At 70.8% G+C, this 17188-nt stretch carries 19 protein-coding genes and 1 riboswitch; of the genes, 10 read left to right on the forward strand and 9 right to left on the reverse strand.

Annotation, left to right across the window (positions count from 1 at the left end; all coding sequences use genetic code 11):
- Positions 1 to 4: 4 nt before the first annotated feature.
- A complete protein-coding gene (locus tag ACQEWB_RS29625) occupies positions 5 to 610 on the reverse strand; it encodes a hypothetical protein (RefSeq protein ID WP_432844063.1) in 606 nt (201 codons plus the stop codon).
- Positions 611 to 834: 224 nt separating this feature from the next.
- Here ACQEWB_RS29625 and ACQEWB_RS29630 point away from each other — a divergent pair, with 224 nt between their 5' ends.
- Positions 835 to 1593 carry a DUF3050 domain-containing protein gene (locus ACQEWB_RS29630; protein WP_432836265.1) on the forward strand — a complete coding sequence of 253 codons (759 nt, stop codon included), beginning with the start codon at positions 835 to 837 and terminating at the stop codon, positions 1591 to 1593.
- A gap of 227 nt (positions 1594 to 1820) precedes the next feature.
- On the opposite strand, the gene ACQEWB_RS29635 is transcribed toward ACQEWB_RS29630, so the two are convergent.
- Positions 1821 to 2666 carry a DMT family transporter gene (locus tag ACQEWB_RS29635; protein WP_432844065.1) on the reverse strand — a complete coding sequence of 282 codons (846 nt, stop codon included), beginning with the start codon at positions 2664 to 2666 and terminating at the stop codon, positions 1821 to 1823.
- A 139-nt stretch (positions 2667 to 2805) separates the two neighbouring features.
- Here ACQEWB_RS29635 and ACQEWB_RS29640 point away from each other — a divergent pair, with 139 nt between their 5' ends.
- The 4 genes from ACQEWB_RS29640 (at position 2806) to ACQEWB_RS29655 (ending at position 5011) form a co-directional block, all read left to right on the forward strand.
- Positions 2806 to 3159 carry a hypothetical protein gene (locus ACQEWB_RS29640; protein WP_432836267.1) on the forward strand — a complete coding sequence of 118 codons (354 nt, stop codon included), beginning with the start codon at positions 2806 to 2808 and terminating at the stop codon, positions 3157 to 3159.
- 69 nt (positions 3160 to 3228) lie between these two features.
- Entirely contained in the window at positions 3229 to 4413 is a 1185-nt protein-coding gene (locus tag ACQEWB_RS29645; RefSeq protein WP_432836269.1) for a glutathionylspermidine synthase family protein, read from the forward strand.
- Positions 4414 to 4497: 84 nt separating this feature from the next.
- Complete coding sequence (locus ACQEWB_RS29650; protein WP_432836271.1) at positions 4498 to 4755, forward strand: class I SAM-dependent methyltransferase; 258 nt, start codon at positions 4498 to 4500, stop codon at positions 4753 to 4755.
- Between the two features lie 100 nt (positions 4756 to 4855).
- Entirely contained in the window at positions 4856 to 5011 is a 156-nt protein-coding gene (locus ACQEWB_RS29655; RefSeq protein ID WP_432836273.1) for a hypothetical protein, read from the forward strand.
- A gap of 18 nt (positions 5012 to 5029) precedes the next feature.
- On the opposite strand, the gene rocD is transcribed toward ACQEWB_RS29655, so the two are convergent.
- Complete coding sequence (rocD, locus tag ACQEWB_RS29660) at positions 5030 to 6235, reverse strand: ornithine--oxo-acid transaminase (RefSeq protein WP_432836275.1); 1206 nt, start codon at positions 6233 to 6235, stop codon at positions 5030 to 5032.
- 102 nt (positions 6236 to 6337) lie between these two features.
- Positions 6338 to 6427, forward strand: a riboswitch (ZMP/ZTP riboswitch).
- A 43-nt stretch (positions 6428 to 6470) separates the two neighbouring features.
- Here rocD and ACQEWB_RS29665 point away from each other — a divergent pair.
- On the forward strand, positions 6471 to 7922 hold the full coding sequence (locus tag ACQEWB_RS29665; protein WP_432836277.1) for a glycine hydroxymethyltransferase: 1452 nt from the start codon (positions 6471 to 6473) through the stop codon (positions 7920 to 7922).
- Positions 7923 to 8093: 171 nt separating this feature from the next.
- Here ACQEWB_RS29665 and ACQEWB_RS29670 read toward each other — a convergent pair whose 3' ends face one another.
- The 4 genes from ACQEWB_RS29670 to ACQEWB_RS29685 form a co-directional block, all read right to left on the reverse strand.
- Positions 8094 to 8711, reverse strand: a complete 618-nt coding sequence (locus ACQEWB_RS29670) for a hypothetical protein (protein ID WP_432844067.1) — start codon at positions 8709 to 8711, stop codon at positions 8094 to 8096.
- A gap of 385 nt (positions 8712 to 9096) precedes the next feature.
- On the reverse strand, positions 9097 to 9828 hold the full coding sequence (locus tag ACQEWB_RS29675) for a hypothetical protein (protein ID WP_432836279.1): 732 nt from the start codon (positions 9826 to 9828) through the stop codon (positions 9097 to 9099).
- Positions 9829 to 9925: 97 nt separating this feature from the next.
- Complete coding sequence (locus tag ACQEWB_RS29680; protein ID WP_432836281.1) at positions 9926 to 10930, reverse strand: hypothetical protein; 1005 nt, start codon at positions 10928 to 10930, stop codon at positions 9926 to 9928.
- Complete coding sequence (locus tag ACQEWB_RS29685; protein WP_432836283.1) at positions 10917 to 11477, reverse strand: RNA polymerase sigma factor; 561 nt, start codon at positions 11475 to 11477, stop codon at positions 10917 to 10919. The genes ACQEWB_RS29680 and ACQEWB_RS29685 overlap by 14 nt, the downstream gene beginning before the upstream one ends.
- Before the next feature lie 131 nt (positions 11478 to 11608).
- On the opposite strand from ACQEWB_RS29685, the gene trpS reads away from it, so the two are divergent.
- Together trpS and ACQEWB_RS29695 are read left to right on the forward strand one after the other, a co-directional pair.
- Complete coding sequence (gene trpS, locus ACQEWB_RS29690; RefSeq protein WP_432836285.1) at positions 11609 to 12622, forward strand: tryptophan--tRNA ligase; 1014 nt, start codon at positions 11609 to 11611, stop codon at positions 12620 to 12622.
- A gap of 137 nt (positions 12623 to 12759) precedes the next feature.
- On the forward strand, positions 12760 to 13338 hold the full coding sequence (locus tag ACQEWB_RS29695) for a 2'-5' RNA ligase family protein (RefSeq protein WP_432836287.1): 579 nt from the start codon (positions 12760 to 12762) through the stop codon (positions 13336 to 13338).
- Between the two features lie 43 nt (positions 13339 to 13381).
- Here ACQEWB_RS29695 and ACQEWB_RS29700 read toward each other — a convergent pair whose 3' ends face one another.
- Positions 13382 to 14137: a decaprenylphospho-beta-D-erythro-pentofuranosid-2-ulose 2-reductase gene (locus ACQEWB_RS29700; RefSeq protein ID WP_432836289.1), complete on the reverse strand. Its 756-nt coding sequence runs from the start codon at positions 14135 to 14137 to the stop codon at positions 13382 to 13384.
- Between the two features lie 11 nt (positions 14138 to 14148).
- Positions 14149 to 15504, reverse strand: coding sequence for an FAD-binding protein (locus ACQEWB_RS29705; protein ID WP_432836291.1), 1356 nt, complete (start codon positions 15502 to 15504; stop codon positions 14149 to 14151).
- Positions 15505 to 15637: 133 nt separating this feature from the next.
- Here ACQEWB_RS29705 and ACQEWB_RS29710 point away from each other — a divergent pair, with 133 nt between their 5' ends.
- Positions 15638 to 16156 carry a phosphatase PAP2 family protein gene (locus ACQEWB_RS29710; protein WP_432836293.1) on the forward strand — a complete coding sequence of 173 codons (519 nt, stop codon included), beginning with the start codon at positions 15638 to 15640 and terminating at the stop codon, positions 16154 to 16156.
- Positions 16149 to 17159: a decaprenyl-phosphate phosphoribosyltransferase gene (locus ACQEWB_RS29715; protein WP_432836295.1), complete on the forward strand. Its 1011-nt coding sequence runs from the start codon at positions 16149 to 16151 to the stop codon at positions 17157 to 17159. Before ACQEWB_RS29710 ends, ACQEWB_RS29715 begins: the two co-directional genes overlap by 8 nt.
- Positions 17160 to 17188 lie beyond the last annotated feature (29 nt).

A 17188-nucleotide genomic window follows, 5' to 3' on the forward strand; every position in this document is an offset into this window, starting at 1 on the left:
GGGCCTATGCGGTCCGTCTTTTGTGCCGTCCGCGCAGCGCCTGCAGCGGCGGATACAGCCATTTCTTGAAGAAACGCTGGAGCCGCGGCATGAGAATCCAGGTGACGAGGGCCGTGACGCACAGGCATAAGAGCAGCGTGCGGACGAGCGGATTCAGTCCGCCGAGATAGGGAATGACGATCAGGTTGAACAGGAGCACCGGCGGAAATACCGCGCTCATGTTGATGAACCACAGTTTCCATTTCGGCGGCGGTGCCGGCGCCCTGGGCGCCGTGGTCTGGGAGTCGAACCACACCTTGGAGCCCCGCACGCTCCTGCGCTCCGTCTGCCGGGCGAACCCCGACGTCCGGGCCTCCCACTGTGCCCGATCGGCCGAGTCCTCCCAGGCCTGGGCCGTCCCCTCGCTGGCGAAGCGATAGACCACATGCCACTCCGCCTCTCGGTCGACAAGGACGCCACCCCCCAGGAAGCCCGGCTGCCGCGAACTCGCGCCGAGCATGGCCCACCCCCACGAGTGGAAGTCGGCCTCGCGGTCCGACAGCACCTGATAGGCCACGGTGACAGTGACGGGATTGCTGGTCACGTCGTCCAGTACGCAAAGCCTCCACATCACGTTCAAAACTTCAACGAAGTTTTTTCGGCTGTCCGTATCGTGACTCTTTATCAGCCTTTCGGTTGCCTTGGCGTAGTCTGTCGAGTGGTTTTTCGAGCGGTACTGAAGGTAACTTCTCCGAATTTCGGTGAAGCGCTTGCCGGGCGTTGACTGAAGTCGCAGTATCGATTTCCCCCGACCTCGAATCATCAAGGAGAATCATGTCCAGGTACGACTGGGATATGAGTCACGAGGGAATCGACCAGGCCCGTTCCGTGATCGAATCCGCACGGAAAGAGGTGACCGCACATCCCATTTACCGCCGGATGAACAGCGGCGCCGACCTGGCCACGTTCATGGCCCACCACGTCTTCGCGGTCTGGGACTTCATGTCCCTGCTCAAGTCGTTGCAACGCGAACTGACCTGTGTCGACGTCCCCTGGGTCCCGCGCGGCTCGGAGGTCGCCCGGCGGCTCATCAACGACATCGTGCTGGTCGAGGAGAGCGACGAACTCAACGGCGGCTTCACCAGCCACTTCGAGCTCTACCGGGCCGGCATGGAGGAGGCGGGCGCCGACACCACCCGCATCGACACCTTCCTCGCCCTCCTCGTCGAGGGCCACGGCGTCCCGGCGGCCCTGCGCGGCGCCCAGGTCCCGGCCCCCGCCAACGAGTTCGTCCGCACCACCTTCGCCATCATCGAGGACCGCCCCCTGCACTGCCGCGCCGCCGCTTTCGCCTTCTCCCGCGAGGACCTGATCCCCGACATGTTCGACCAGGTCATCAAGAACGAGGGCACCGACCGCTTCACCCTCTTCTGCGACTACCTCGCCCGCCACATAGAGGTCGACGGCGAACAACACACCCCCATGGCCCTCCAGATGGTCGCCGACCTCTGCGGCACGGACGACATCCGCTGGAAGGAGGCGGTGGAGACGGCGGAGCTGGCGCTGGAGGCACGGGTGCGGTTGTGGGACGGCATTGTTGGGGCTATGGGCTGAGGGCCATGGGGTGGTGGGCCGCGTGGTGAGGGCCGTGGGGCGGGGCGGTGGGGCGGGGTGGTGGGGCCGTGTGGTGAGGGTCATGGGGTGAGGAGGGGGGGCGGGGCGAGGCCGCGATGGCGCCGGCCCGAGGTGGCGCTGGCCCTGGGTGGCGTTGGCCCTGGGTGGCGCCGGTCAGGCCGCTGCCCCAAGCCGGTGCCCGCAGCGGTGTCCACGTCCTACGGCACTCACGCCTCCTCGGCCGGCGCCTCCTCCGCCTCCTCCGCCGGCGCCTCTCCGAACCGCGCCAGCGCCAGAGCTCCCGCCACGCCGACCGCGAACCCCAGCACCGCCAGCCAGGTCAGCCCCTCCCGGGTGCGGTCGCCGAGCCACACCACTCCGACCGCCGCCGGGCCGATCGTCTCGCCGATCACCATGCCGGCCGTGGCCGTGGTCACCGAGCCGCGCTGGAGGGCCGACGTCAGCAGCAGGAACGCGGCGCCTCCGCCGAGCAGCAGTGCGTACGTCGCCGGGTTGGTGAGCAGGTCCGAGGGCGCGAGCGAGTCGATGAGCCGTACCGACACCTCCACCACCCCGAACCCGAAACCGGCCCCCAGCCCGAGCACCAGGTCCCGCCCCCGCCCGGACCACCGGCCGCCCACCAGCCCGAGCAGCAGCACCGCCACGGCGATCGCGAGCATCGCGTACTTCAGCGCCGTCGACCCCTCCTGATCCCCCTCACCCCCGGACGCCAGCCCCAGCATCGCGAGCCCGGCGCACACGATGCCGACCGCAACCCATTCGTTCCGGCTGAGCCGCACCCGCAGCAGCCGCGCCGCCGCCACGGCCGTCACCGCCAGGCTGGAGGCGAGTGCCGCCCCGACCGCGTAGATGGGGATCGACCGCAACGCGACGATCTGGAACAGGAACCCCAGTCCGTCCAGCGCCAACCCGGCCAGATACCGCCACTGCCGCACCGCCCGCAGCAATAGCGCTGCGTCCCCGCCCTCACCCGTGCTCGCCGCCCGCGCGGCGACCGCCTGCAACACCGTCGCCGTACCGAAGCAGACCGCCGCCCCGAGCGCGCACACCATCCCAAAGATCACAAAGCGACTGTAGGGGAGGGGCGCTTGGGCCGGGGTGCCTGCGCCGGAGCTCACACCGATCTTTAGGCTGGCCGCCGCACATCGCACACGGCAACACCACCGGCAACACCAACGGGGAGACACGAACATGGCGGACGCACGCGGACAACTTCGCTCGGGCACGGTCGTCCTCGGCGGCATGGGCCTCCTCGCCGCCGCCCTCACGGCCTGTTCCTCCGACGACCCGGACAAGCGCTGCGTGGACCGCGACAGCTACAACCTCGCCAAGGGCTACAAGCTCGTCGCCGACAAGAACTGCAAGTCCGCCAAGTCCTCGGTGAACGGCGCCTGGTACTACGAGGGCGAGAAGAGCGGCGACTGGGTCGACGGCGGCTCCTTCACCAAGCCCCGCAAGGCCTCCAGCGGTTCCGGCGGCTCCACCGGCGGCCACGGAGTCTCCCGCGGCGGCTTCGGCAGCGGCAAGGGCAGCTCCGGCGGCTGAACCAGGACCCCGGAACAGAGCCGATAGCGCGGACCAGAGCCAACACCCCGGAACAGAGCCAGCACCACCATGGAACGCCACACCATCACGCCCCGCCCCGGCTGGCAGCAGACCGTCGAGGCGCAGGGCCTGGTCTACCCGCTCACCCGCCACCCCGACGGCTCCCTGCGCCCCTACTGGGACGAGAGTGCGTACTACTCCTTCACGCTCCCCGAGGTGGAGGCCCTGGAGGAGGTCGTCGAGGAACTTCACGCCATGTGCCTCGCGGCCGCCGACCACATCGTCACCACCGGCCGCTTCGCCGACCTCGGCATCAAAGACCCGCGCATCGCCGAAGCGGTCGCCGAGGCCTGGCGCCGGCGAGACGAACTCCCGTCCCTCTACGGCCGTTTCGACCTCCGCTACGACGGTACGGGCCCGGCGAAGCTGCTGGAGTACAACGCCGACACCCCCACCTCCCTGGTCGAGGCCGCCTCACCCCAGTGGTTCTGGATGGAGGAACGCTTCCCGGGCGCCGACCAGTGGAACTCCCTCCACGAACGCCTGATCGCCGCCTGGAAGAAACAGTCCGCCCTCCTCCCGCCGGGCAGCCCCCTCTACTTCGCGCACTCCTCGGACGACGAACTCGGCGAGGACCTGATGACGGTCGCCTACCTCAAGGAGACCGCCGAACAGGCCGGCCTGGACACCGACTGGATCTCGATGGAGGAGATCGGCTGGGACCACCTCTCCGGCCGCTTCGTCGACAACCAACTCCGCTTCATCCGCAGCTGCTTCAAGCTCTACCCCTGGGAGTGGCTCACCACCGACACATTCGCCGGCCACGTCCTCGACACCCTCGACAACGGCGGCGGCACCGGCACCACCCTCTGGATCGAGCCGGCCTGGAAGATGCTCCTCAGCAACAAGGCCCTGCTCGCCGTCCTCTGGGACCTGTACCCGAACCACCCGAACCTGCTCCCTTCCTACCTCGACGGCCCACGCGAACTGGCGACGACGACGGGTTACGTCGCCAAGCCGCTGCTGGGCCGCGAGGGCGCGGGGGTGACGGTCCACGAACCGGGTACCGAGTCGGCGGCACGCCAAGAACCGTGCTGCTACCAGGAGTTGGCCCCTCTGCCCGACTTCGACGGCAACCACGTCGTCCTCGGAGCCTGGGTCGTCGAGGACGAGTCCGCCGGCCTGGGCATTCGCGAGTCGTCGGGCCTGATCACGGATGAGTACGCGCGCTTCCTGCCCCATGTGATCCGCTGACGGCCTGAGCAGCCTGAGCAGCCTGAACGAAGGGCTGTTGTTCGACAGAATGTTCGCCCTATGTGACGCGATGAGCACCGACCGGTGGACGACGGGTACATCTTCGACCAGTCGTGGAAGGACGAGCACGCTCGACTACGCGCTTTGGAGGACGTCTACGACGGCCAGTCCCGGCACCGGCTCGCCGAACTCGGTGTCGCGGAGGGATGGCAGTGCCTGGAGGTGGGCTGCGGAGCCGGCAGCATCGCCCGCTGGCTGGCTCAGCGGGTCGGTACCGGCGGCCGGGTGCTGGCGATCGCCTCGACCCACGGTTCGCCCTCGACCACGGCATGCCCAACCTGACCGTACGGCGGCACGACCTCCTTGCGGACTCCCTCCCCGACGGCGCCTTCGACCTCGACGGACCCACACCCCGGTCCTGGCCGGCGGCGCCGCCGAGTTCATGGGTCTCACCCTGCGCAGGTTGCGCCCACGCCTGTTGGAGACCGGCCAGGTCAGCGCCCGGGACGTCGACGAGGTCATGGCGCTGACGGAGCGGCAAGGAACCTTCTGCCTCCCCAACTTCATGGTCACCGCATGGGGTCGAAAGCCACTGTGACCTCACCCCCGGCGCGGCCTACACCCCCAGAACCGCCCGCAGTTGACCGAGCCCCCAGTCCAGGTCCTCCTTTCCGATCACCAGCGGCGGCGCGATCCGTACCGTCGACCCATGCGTGTCCTTGACCAGTACTCCGCGATCCATCAGCTTCTCGGACACCTCCCGCCCCGTCCCGTACCGCGGGGCGATGTCGACGCCCGCCCACAACCCCCGTCCGCGCACCGCCGTCACCCGCCCCGTGCCGGCCAACGCCCCCAACTCCCGGTGCAGATGCTCGCCCAGCTCCGCGGACCGCGCCTGGAACTCGCCCGTCCGCAGCATGGCGATCACCTCCAGCGCCACCGCACAGGCCAGCGGATTGCCGCCGAACGTCGACCCGTGTTCTCCGGGCCGGAACACCCCGAGCACCTCGGCGCTCGACACCACCGCCGACACCGGCACGATCCCGCCGCCCAGCGCCTTCCCGAGCACATACACATCCGGCACCACACCCTCGTGCTCGCACGCGAAGGTCTTTCCCGTCCGCCCCAGCCCCGACTGGATCTCGTCGGCGACGAACAGCACGTTCCGCTCCCGCGTCAGCTCCCGCACCGCCGGCAGATAACCGGCCGGCGGCACCAGCACCCTCGCCTCGCCCTGGATCGGCTCCAGCAGCACGGCCACGGTGTTCTCCGTGACCGCCGACCGCATCGCCGTCATGTCCCCGTACGGCACGATCTCGAAGCCCGGCGTGTAGGGCCCGAAGTCCGCCCGCGCCTCCGCGTCGGTGGAGAAGCTGATCAGCGTCGTCGTACGGCCGTGGAAATTGTTGCCCGCGACCACGATCTTCGCCATCTCCGAGGGCACGCCCTTGACCGTGTACCCCCACTTCCGGGCCGTCTTCACCGCGGTCTCCACCGCCTCGGCGCCCGTGTTCACCGGCAGTACCATCTCCATGCCGCACAGCTCGGCGAGCCGCTCGCAGAACACCGCGTACCGGTCGTGGTGGAACGCCCGCGACGTCAGCGTCACCCGCTCCAGCTGCGCCTTCGCCGCCTCCACCAGCCGCCGGTTGCGATGGCCGAAGTTGAGCGCCGAGTAACCGGCCAGCAGGTCCAGATACCGCCTCCCCTCCACATCCGTCATCCAGGCCCCGTCGGCGGAGGCGACGACCACGGGCAGCGGGTGGTAGTTGTGCGCGCTGTGCGCTTCGGCGGCGGCGATGAGTGTCTCCGTAGTGGTCACGGGATCTCCAGGTGGTGCCGAGTGCTGAGGATGGCCCCCTTCCTATCGTCGCTCGCATGGTGGACGCGGGACCTCGGCTCTTCGACGCGCCCGGTAGGCTGACCGGCGGGCCGTGACTGGCGCGCTGGGATGGGACGGACCATCGGGGAGCGGCCTGTGTGTGAGCGAGTGCCGTGCGCCTGGGCCAACCGTGAACCGTGAACGCTTCAAGCCACGCCGTCCGGAGGCCGAAGACATGTCAGAGCAGCAGCCCCTCTCCACCGAGTCCACCGCCTTCCGCGCCGCCCTCGACGTGATCCGCGCCGTCGAGCCCCGGGTCGCCGACGCCATCGGCCAGGAGGTCCACGACCAGCGCGAGATGCTCAAGCTGATCGCCTCCGAGAACTACGCCTCCCCGGCCACCCTCCTCGCGATGGGCAACTGGTTCAGCGACAAGTACGCCGAGGGCACCATCGGCCGCCGCTTCTACGCCGGCTGCCGCAACGTCGACACCGTCGAGTCCCTCGCCGCCGAGCACGCCAAGGAGCTCTTCGGCGCCCGCCACGCCTACGTCCAGCCGCACTCCGGCATCGACGCCAACCTCGTCGCCTTCTGGTCGGTCCTCGCCGACCGCGTCGAGGCCCCCTTCCTGGAGAAGACCGGCGTCCGCCAGGTCAACGACCTCTCCGAGGCCGACTGGGCCGAGCTGCGCCAGGCCTTCGGCAACCAGCGCATGCTCGGCATGTCCCTGGACGCCGGCGGCCACCTCACCCACGGCTTCCGCCCGAACATCTCCGGCAAGATGTTCGACCAGCGCTCCTACGGCACCGACCCGGCCACCGGCCTCATCGACTACGAAGCCCTGCGCACCTCCGCCCGCGACTTCAAGCCGCTGATCATCGTCGCCGGTTACTCCGCCTACCCCCGCCTGGTGAACTTCCGCATCATGCGCGAGATCGCCGACGAGGTCGGGGCGACCCTCATGGTCGACATGGCGCACTTCGCCGGCCTGGTCGCGGGCAAGGTGCTGACCGGCGACTTCGACCCGGTCCCGCACGCCCAGATCGTCACCACCACCACCCACAAGTCGCTGCGTGGCCCGCGCGGCGGCATGGTCCTGTGCGACGACTCGCTCAAGGACCAGGTCGACCGCGGATGCCCGATGGTTCTCGGCGGCCCGCTCCCGCACGTCATGGCCGCCAAGGCCGTTGCCCTTGCCGAGGCGCGTCAGCCCTCCTTCCAGGACTACGCCCAGCGCATCGTCGACAACTCCCGGGCGCTCGCGGAAGGCCTGATGCGCCGCGGCGCGACCCTGGTCACCGGCGGCACCGACAACCACCTCAACCTGATCGACGTCGCCACCTCCTACGGCCTCACCGGCCGCCAGGCCGAGGCCGCGCTCCTCGACTCCGGCATCGTCACCAACCGCAACGCCATCCCCGCCGACCCGAACGGCGCCTGGTACACCTCGGGTATCCGCATCGGCACCCCCGCTCTGACCACGCGTGGTCTGGGCACCGCCGAGATGGACGAGGTCGCCGGCCTCATCGACCGCGTCCTGACCACCGCCGAGCCGGGCACCACCAAGTCGGGCGCCCCCTCCAAGGCCCAGCACATCCTCGACCCGAAGATCGCGGACGAGATCTCCCGCCGCGCGACCGACCTGGTGGCCGGCTTCCCGCTCTACCCGGAGATCGACCTGGGCTGACCCCGGCCCAGCCCTGGCCGCCCACGCTCCCTCTTGAGTTGTCAAAGATCGGCTCTTGCAGGTCGGCGGCTCTTGCAGGTCCGCCCTCGTCGGTCTGCTTTCACTCGTCGGCTATTACAGATCCGTTCTCACAGGTCGGCTTTCACAGGTCCGCCTTCACGGGTCGGCTCCTCAAAGATCGATGAGTTCCTGTCGTGGCTCCTCCCGCGGCGGTCCGGCACCCGGCCGGTCCGCCGCGCGGCGTATCAGCAGACCGCCGCCGACCCCGACCACGACCCCCACGGCCAGTCCCGGTGCCGCCCACCAGACGCTGCCGTGGCCTCCGCCAACCCGTCCCGCGGCCTGCCCGGCAGCGCGCCCGTCGCCGTCTCCGCCCCCGCCGCCTCCAGCCGCAGCCGCTCCTTCACCCAGCCCGACCAGCACCTTCTCCCGCTCCAGCTGCACGAACACCGAGCGTGGCGCCCGATGCCAGCGGATGTCGTCGTCCGGCACGTCCGGCGCGGGATCGCTGCGTATCCAGGGCGTCCCGTCCGCCGCCACGAACAACTGGTCCTGCCGCTCGACGGCCACGTCACCCCCCGGCGCCCGGTTCGTCTGCGGCCAGCCCCCGACCCCCGTCAGCCCCCAGACCACGGTGAAGGCCACCGGCGGATAACGTCCCTCGGTCCACGCCTCCGGCACCCGCTCCGTCCCGGTGAAGGACGGCCGCAACAGCTGCCGCAACCGGACGAAGGCCGGCTCACCGGACTTCAGCACCGCCGTCCGCCCGGTGCCGCCCGCGACGATCATCGCCAGATCGGGCACATCCCGAGTCGGCGACGAAACCGGCGTCGGCCTGGCCACGGCCTGCGCACCCGAGAGCCACCCGGCAGCGATCGCACCGTCCTCCGAGCGCCCCGCAACGATCACGCTCCCGTCCCCCGCAAGACCCGCAACACCCACTCCGTCCACCGGCCGCCCGACCCCGCCCCCGCACGCGACCGACATCCCGCACACCCCAACCACCACCACCGCCGGCACCAAACAGGCGACCTTCACCCGCACCCCTCCGCCGCCCGCCCCCTCCAGGGCAGGCCCCCTCCGACGGCTCATCCGTCCCCTCCTCACCAGTCGCCCCCCTCCAGGGCAGGCCCCCGCCGACGCCTCATCCGTCCCCCTCCCCACCAACCGCCCCTCATACGTCCCGCAACTCCTGCCTCGGCTCGCCCACCCGCGTCCGCCGCCACCCGCCGGTCCGCACCCGCGACGCGTACGGCCGCAGCACCAGCGCCAGTGCCGCCCCGGTCGCCGCGCCGGGCAGCGTCCACCACCAGTTGGCCCACCAGGCCGTGCCGCCGTCCGGCGGGGCCGCGCCGACCGCAACCGAGGCAGTCCCGGCGTCTGCGTCAACCCCGTCCGACTCCCAAGGCGCCGGAAAGATCCCCGAGTGGCCTTCGCCCTTGGCCGCCTTCCCCATCACGCCCAGCTTCTTGAGCAGGGTGCGCAGCTCGGTGGGATGGTCGGCCCGGTGCCAGTAGCCGTTCATGCTGTCCGGCACGCCTGCCGCCGTATGGATCCAGACCGCCCCGGATGCCGACTCGCCTGGGAAGACCCGGTCCATCCGCCATGGCGATATGTCGTGCGCCAGCCAAGTGACGTTTATCTGGCGGGCGTTGGTCAGGTCGGTCCCAGGAGGCTCCTCCCGGGTGCCGGTGTCAGGCGGGCCGAGCAGTTGCTCCAGCTCCTCGTACTCCTTGTCGGAGTAGTACAACGCGTTGGCCTCCCCGCTCGACGGCGAGGTCACCAGCACGCTCGTCGGTCCGCCCGCCGACGCCGACGACGCGCCCCACACCATCAGCGCCAGTGTCGCCGTCAACGCCCCGGTCAGCGCGGCCAGTTCATGAACCCTGCGCCTCCATCCACGCATCGTGTCCCCCAACCAGTCGTCCCCTGCGGCCCGTCCGCGAGCCGCGTGTCACTTCTGGTACACCGCCCGACCCGCCGGGGTTCCCACTCTCCGCGAACTAGTCGGGGGACTTCCCGGACGGACCGGGGGGACCGGTCGGCTCCTCCAGCGACTTGGCGATTTGCACGGCACGCGCCTTCGACGCAACCCCCTCCAACCGCAGCGTCACCTGGGTCTCGCCGGTCCGGTGGGTCCACAGCAGCGTCGGCCCCGCGGTCCGCTCCTTGCGGGTGAAGTGGTGCCCGTCCGCATCCACCAGCCAGAAGCTCAGCAGGTGCGGGCGCGGGAACCACAGGGCGTACTCCTGGAGGCCGTCCGCGGCCGGCTTCCCGCCCAGCTCCAGCCACTCCGGAGGGTCCGGCGGCGTCTTGGCGAAACCGACGTCCAGCCAGGCGGGGAACTCGTCCAGCCGGACCGTGTGCCCGCCCTCGCGCCAGCACAGGCTGACCAGGAACCGCCCCTGCGGCTCGCCGGTGACCGTCACCGTGTCCGGGGCGCCCAGCGCGTCCGGCACCAGCGGCTCGAACCCGGCCCGGTGCTCGGCCTGCCCGAGTGACACGGACCTGCCACAGCCGGGCACCTCGGCGCCGGGCGAGGGCACCGCCGACGGGTCGTACCGCACCTCGACCCCACCGAAGTCGAACCAGTCGATCACCGCCGCCCGCACCGGGGGCGTGAGCGCGAGCACCGTCAGCAGACCGCACAGCGCCGCGGTCAGCGAGCGCCATCGGACGCGTGTCCAGCGCCGGACCGCCCGCAGTCTCTCGCGGGCGCCCCGCGGCTCGGCCTTCGGGACCGGCAGCTGCTCGGCCAGTATCTGGCCCAGCACCCGCTCGACCATCGTCTCGGAGCCGCTGGAACGGTCGGCCGAGTCCAGCGAGCGGCCCAGTGCCTTCAGCTCCTCCGGCAGCCGGGACGCACCCTCGGGCCCCCGCCCACGCGCGCGTCCCCGCGATCCCGGACCCCGGCCACCACCACGCCCGCGCGGTCCCCGGCCACCGGCGCCCCTCGGGCCACGGCCCCCCTCATCGTCGTAGGACTCCCGTCCCTCACTCACGCTCATCACCCCCTTCCCGAGGCTCGAAATCCGGCAGTAGTCGGCCCAGCTTCCGCAGGGCGCGGTTGAGGCGGGACTTGACCGTGCCGCGGGGCCAGCCCAGGGCCTGGGCCGTCTCGGCTTCGTCCATCTCCAGGAGATAGCGGTAGGTGACGACCAGGCGGTGCTCCTCGCTCAGCTTGTCCAGGGCGGACAGAAGGGCTGCGCGACGCTCCGTCTCCAGCGTCGCCACCGCCGGGTCCGCAGATTCCGGTATCAGCGGCTCCGCCTCCACGAAGGCCGCCTCCCGGCCGGCGAGCGTGCGCTGCCGGGCCGCCGTCCGCACTGTGTTCCTCGTCTCATTGGCGACGATCGACAGCAGCCACGGCTTGAAGGCCGCGCCGTCCCGGAATCTGCCCAGCGCGCAGTACGCCTTCACGAAGGCCTGCTGCACCACGTCCTCCGCGTCCGCACCCGCCCCGAGCGCCGCGGCCGCCCTGAGCGCGATGCCCGTATGGGCCCGCACCAGCTCCGCGTACGCCTCCGGCTCCCCGGCCCGTACGCGTGCGATCACCGCGGCCTCATCGACGATGCGGCCCCCCTCCCGCGTTCTCACACTCTTGTTACACCGCGGAGGAGAGATCGGTTCCCATCTGTTTCCGACCAGTTCCGGATCGGGCCCTGACACCTGAGAGAATGGTGAACATGGCTTCAGACCGTCCCCGCGTGCTCTCCGGAATCCAGCCCACCGCAGGCTCGTTCCACCTCGGCAACTACCTCGGCGCCGTCCGCCAGTGGGTGGCCCTCCAGGAGACCCACGACGCGTTCTACATGGTCGTCGACCTGCACGCGATCACGGTCCCGCAGGACCCGGCGGAGCTGCGGGCCAACACCCGGCTCGCCACCGCCCAGCTGCTCGCCGCCGGACTCGACCCGGAGCGCTGCACGCTCTTCGTCCAGAGCCACGTCCCCGAGCACGCCCAGCTCGCCTGGGTCATGAACTGCCTCACCGGCTTCGGCGAGGCCTCCCGCATGACCCAGTTCAAGGACAAGTCCGCCAAGCAGGGCGCGGACCGGGCCAGCGTCGGCCTGTTCACGTACCCGATCCTCCAGGTCGCGGACATCCTGCTCTACCAGGCCAACGAGGTGCCGGTCGGCGAGGACCAGCGCCAGCACATCGAGCTGACCCGCGACCTCGCCGAGCGCTTCAACGGCCGCTTCGGCGAGACCTTCACGATCCCGAAGCCGTACATCCTCAAGGAGACGGCGAAGATCTACGACCTCCAGGACCCGTCGATCAAGATGAGCAAGTCGGCATCCACGCCGAAGGGCCTCATCAACCTCCTCGACGACCCCAAGGCCACCGCCAAGAAGGTCAAGAGCGCGGTCACCGACACCGACACCGTCATCCGCTACGACGCCGAGAACAAACCGGGCGTCAGCAACCTGCTCACCATCTACTCGACCCTCACCGGCAAGCCGATCGCCGACCTGGAGCGCGAGTACGAGGGCAAGATGTACGGCGCGCTCAAGACGGACCTCGCCGAGGTCATGGTCGAGTTCGTGACGCCCTTCAAGGAGCGCACCCAGCAGTACCTGGACGACTCGGAGACGCTGGACTCGATTCTGGCCAAGGGGGCCGAGAAGGCCCGCGCCGTGGCCGCGGAGACCCTCTCGCAGGCCTACGAGCGGGTGGGTTTCCTCCCCGCCAAGCACTGACGCGCACCCTCACACACACGTACCACCGGGCAGAGCGCTGCACATCACTATGGTTGCGCCTGCCCGCAACACAGCCGTGGCCTTACAGTCGATAGCCGACGGCCGGGAACAAATCCGTCACGACGACAGGAGACGACGTGGGGACCGTAACGATCGGCGTGTCGATCGCGGTCCCGGAGCCACAGGGCGGCCAGCTCCAGCAGCTGCGCGCGGGCTTCGGCGACGCCGCTGCTCACGGCATCCCCACGCACGTGACCCTGCTGCCGCCGACGGAGGTCGACGGCGCCGACCTGCCGGCCATCGAGGCCCACCTGACCGAGGTCGCCGCGGCCGGTCGCCCGTTCCCGATGCGGCTGTCGGGCACCGGGACCTTCCGGCCCCTGTCGCCCGTCGTCTTCGTGCGGGTCGTGGAGGGCGCCGAGGCCTGTACCTGGCTGCAGAAGCAGGTCCGCGACGCCTCCGGGCCGGTGGCACGTGAACTGGCGTTCCCGTACCACCCGCACGTCACCGTCGCGCACGGCATCGACGAGGAGTCGATGGACCGCGCCTTCGAGGAACTCGCCGACTACGCGGCGGACTGGCCGTGCACCGGCTTCGCGCTGTACGAGCAGGGCGAGGACGGCGTGTGGCGCAAGCTGCGCGAGTACGCCTTCGGAGGCACCGTGGTGCCGCCGCAGCTCGGCCACGCGGAGCGCGGCACCATCGGCAGCCGTTAGCGGCTCAGGCTCCGGACACCGAGCTCGTCCGGAAACCGCCCCCTTAGATCGGCAGCCGCCGGAACACCCCGCGCGGGACGTGCCGCAGCGCCGACATCACCACGCGCAGCGCGCCCGGCACCCACACCGTCTCCGAGCGCCGTCGCAGCCCCAGTTCCACGGCCGTGGCGACCGCCTCCGGAGTCGTCGCGAGCGGTGCTTCCGGGAGACCCGCGGTCATCTTGGAGCGTACGAACCCGGGGCGTACGACCATCACGTGCACGCCCGTGCCGTGCAGCGCGTCGCCCAGGCCCTGCGCGAAGGCGTCCAGGCCCGCCTTGCTGGAGCCGTAGATGAAGTTGCTGCGACGGGCCCGCTCGGCGGCGACGGAGGAGAGCACCACCAGCGAGCCGTGCCCCTGCGCCTGCAACGCGCGTGCGCTCACCAGGCCCGCCGACACCGCGCCCGTGTAGTTGGTCTGCGCGACCCGCACCGCGGCGGCCGGTTCGCGCTCGTCGGTCGCCTGGTCGCCGAGGATCCCGAAGGCGAGCAGCACCATGTCGATGTCGCCCTCCGCGAAGACCTTGCCGAGCGCGGTCTCGTGGGAGTGCGGGTCGAGCGCGTCGAAGCCGACGGTGTGCACGTCCGCGCCGCAGCCGCGCAGTTGCTCCGCGGCCTGCTCCAGGGCGGGCGAGGGACGGCCCGCGAGCCACACCACGCGCGTGCGGCGCGCGATCAGGCGGCGGGCGGTGGCCAGCGCGATCTCGGACGTACCGCCGAGGACGAGCAGGGACTGGGGGAGACCGAAGGCGTCCTTCACGACAGCAGCTCCTAGAGGGCGAGACGGCGGGACAGGTCCGAGGTGAACACCGAGCGCGGGTCGAGTCCGGCGCGCAGGGTGCGGAAGTCGTCGAGGCGGGGGTACATCGCGGCGAGGAGTTCGGGGCGCAGGCGGGAGTCCTTGGCGAGGTAGACGCGCCCGCCCGCCGTCGCGACCTCCTCGTCGAGCTCGTCGAGGAAGCCGCCGAGACCGGGCAGGCCGGCCGGGATGTCCAGGGCGAGGGTCCAGCCGGGCACGGGGAAGGAGAGCCAGCCGGGATCGGCCTCCCCGAAGCGCTTGAGGACGGCCAGGAAGGACGGGCAGCGGTGCTCGGAGATGCGCCGCACGATCCGGCGCAGGGTGTCCTCCTGGCCGTGTCCGACGACGAACTGGTACTGCACGAAGCCGCCGCGGCCGTAGACGCGGTTCCAGTGGGGCACGCCGTCCAGGGGGTGGAAGAAGGTGGCGATCTTCTGAAGTTGGCCGGTACGCGCGCGTGGTGCCTTCCGGTACCAGAGCTCGTTGAAGAGGCCCACGGTCGTGCGGCTGAGGAGGCCGTCAGGGAAGACGGCGGGGGCGGCCGGGAACTGGGGGGTCCGGAAATCCAACGGTGTTCTACGCGCGCGTGCGGGCAGCGCGTCCAGGGGCGCGTGGTCGCCGCGGGTGAGGACCGCGCGGCCCGTCGCCGTGCCGCGCGCCAGGAGGTCGATCCAGGCGACCGAGTAGCGGTAGCGGTGGTCGGATGCCGTCAGACGCGTCATCAGGTCGTCGAGGTCCGTCGCGCGCTCCGTGTCGACCGACATCAAGGACGTCTCGACCGGCAGCAACCTGATGGTGGCCGTGAGGATCACGCCGGTCAGGCCCATGCCGCCCGAGGTCGCGTCGAAGAGGGGCGTGCCGCGGCTCACCGTGCGGATCTCGCCGTCGGCGGTGAGGAGTTCGAGCGACAGGACGTGGCGCGAGAAGGAGCCGGACACATGGTGGTTCTTGCCGTGGATGTCCGCGCCGATCGCGCCGCCGACGGTCACATAGCGCGTGCCTGGCGTCACCGGCACGAACCAGCCCAGCGGCAGCAGCACTTCCATCAGCCGGTGCAGGGAGACGCCCGCGTCGCACAGCACGGTGCCACCGTCGGCGTCGATCGCGTGGACGCGGTCCAGGCCCGTCATGTCGAGCACCGCCCCGCCGGCGTTCTGCGCCGCGTCCCCGTACGCCCGTCCCAGGCCCCTGGGGATGCCACCGCGGGCCCCGCAGCCCCGGACCGCGGCCGCGGCCTCCTCGTAGGTCCGTGGGCGGATCAGACGGGCCGCGGTGGGCGCGGTGCGGCCCCATCCGGTGACGGTCACGGGAGCGGTGTCGGAAGGCATGAAGGTGACCGTATCGCCCATGTGTGACCGATTAGTTTTGAAACGTGAATGCTCTCCCCGAAATGGGTGATTAATGGGATGTCGCTCAATATTGCCGGAGTTCCGGCGGTGTTGACGTGAACAGTGAGTCCACATGGACGACATGGATGACATGGACCATATGGACCGCCGAATCCTTTCCGTGTTCCGCGCGTACGGCAGCGACCCGCGTGTCGCCGGTGCCGCACGCGCCCTCTCCCGGGCCGGCGAGCACGGTGCGCTGTGGCTCGCGGCGGGCCTCGCGGGAGCCGCCGTGGACGGCGCGCGCCGCGGTGCCTGGTTGCGCGGCACGGCGCTCACCGCGGGCGCGCACCTCGTGAGCATGGGCGTGAAAAGGGTGGTGCGCCGTCCGCGCCCGGCGCACGTCGAACCCCTCGTGCGCACCGCCGGCCGGCACTCCTTCCCGAGCTCGCACGCGACCTCCGCCGCGGCCGCCGCTGTCGCTTACGGGGCGCTCGGCGCCCACGCGATCCCGCCGCTCGCCGTCGCGATGTGCCTCTCGCGCCTGGTCGTGGGCGTCCACTACCCCTCGGACGTGGCGGCGGGCGCGGCCCTCGGGGCGCTCACGGCGCGCGCCGGGTCGCGCTGGATGGCAGGGGGCGCGCATGACTGAGACAGCGCCCCTCACGAGCAGCGTGCGCACTCAGGAAACGGCGCTTCTCGAACAACGCACGCCCCACCGGAGCCCCGCACCACCCCACCTCAAATGCCCCCGCGGCCCGTTCGGCGGCCTCGGCGCCCTCCTGCGCGGCCTGCTCAGAACCGCGCGCCCCAAACAGTGGGTCAAGAACCTCCTGGTCGTCGCCGCCCCGGCCGCCGCCGGCCAGCTCTTCTCACGGCACGCCGGTATCCAACTCGCGCTGGTCTTCACGCTGTTCACCGCCTGCGCCGCCGCCGTCTACCTGATCAACGACGCCCGGGACGCCGAGGCCGACCGCGCGCACCCCACCAAGCGGCACCGCCCGGTGGCCGCGGGACACGTGCCCGTACCCGTCGCGTACGCCGTCGGAGGCGCCCTCGGCGTGCTCGCGCCGGTCGCCGCGGCCTGGCTGGTCTCGCCGGCCGTCGCGGCGCTCCTGACGGCGTACCTCGGCATGCAACTCGCCTACTGCGTCAGCCTCAAGCACGTCCTGGTCGTCGACCTCGTGGTCGTCACCACCGGGTTCCTGATGCGGGCGGTGATCGGCGGGCTCGCCCTGGGGATCCCGCTCTCCCGCTGGTTCCTGATCACGACCGGGTTCGGCGCGCTGTTCATGGTGTCGGCCAAGCGCTACTCCGAGGCCGTGCAGATGGCCGGGAAAGCGGGCGCCACGCGCGCGCTGCTCACCGAGTACACCACCGGGTACCTGCGCTTCGTGTGGCAGCTCGCGGCCGGCGTCGCCGTCCTCGGCTACTGCCTGTGGGCCCTCGAGGAGGGCGGCGTCCCGCACACCAGCGTGCTGCCCTGGCGCCAGCTGTCCATGGTCGCCTTCATCCTCGCGATCCTCAGATACGCCGTCTTCGCCGACCGCGGCACCGCGGGCGAGCCCGAGGACGTCGTCCTGCGCGACCGCGCCCTCGCCCTCATCGGCCTGGTCTGGCTCGCGATGTACGGCCTGGCGGTGGCGAATTGGTGAGCACACGCGCGTGCGCGAGCCGAGGCGAA

This window comes from Streptomyces sp. CA-249302 (assembly GCF_050936785.1).
GTDB lineage: Bacteria > Actinomycetota > Actinomycetes > Streptomycetales > Streptomycetaceae > Streptomyces.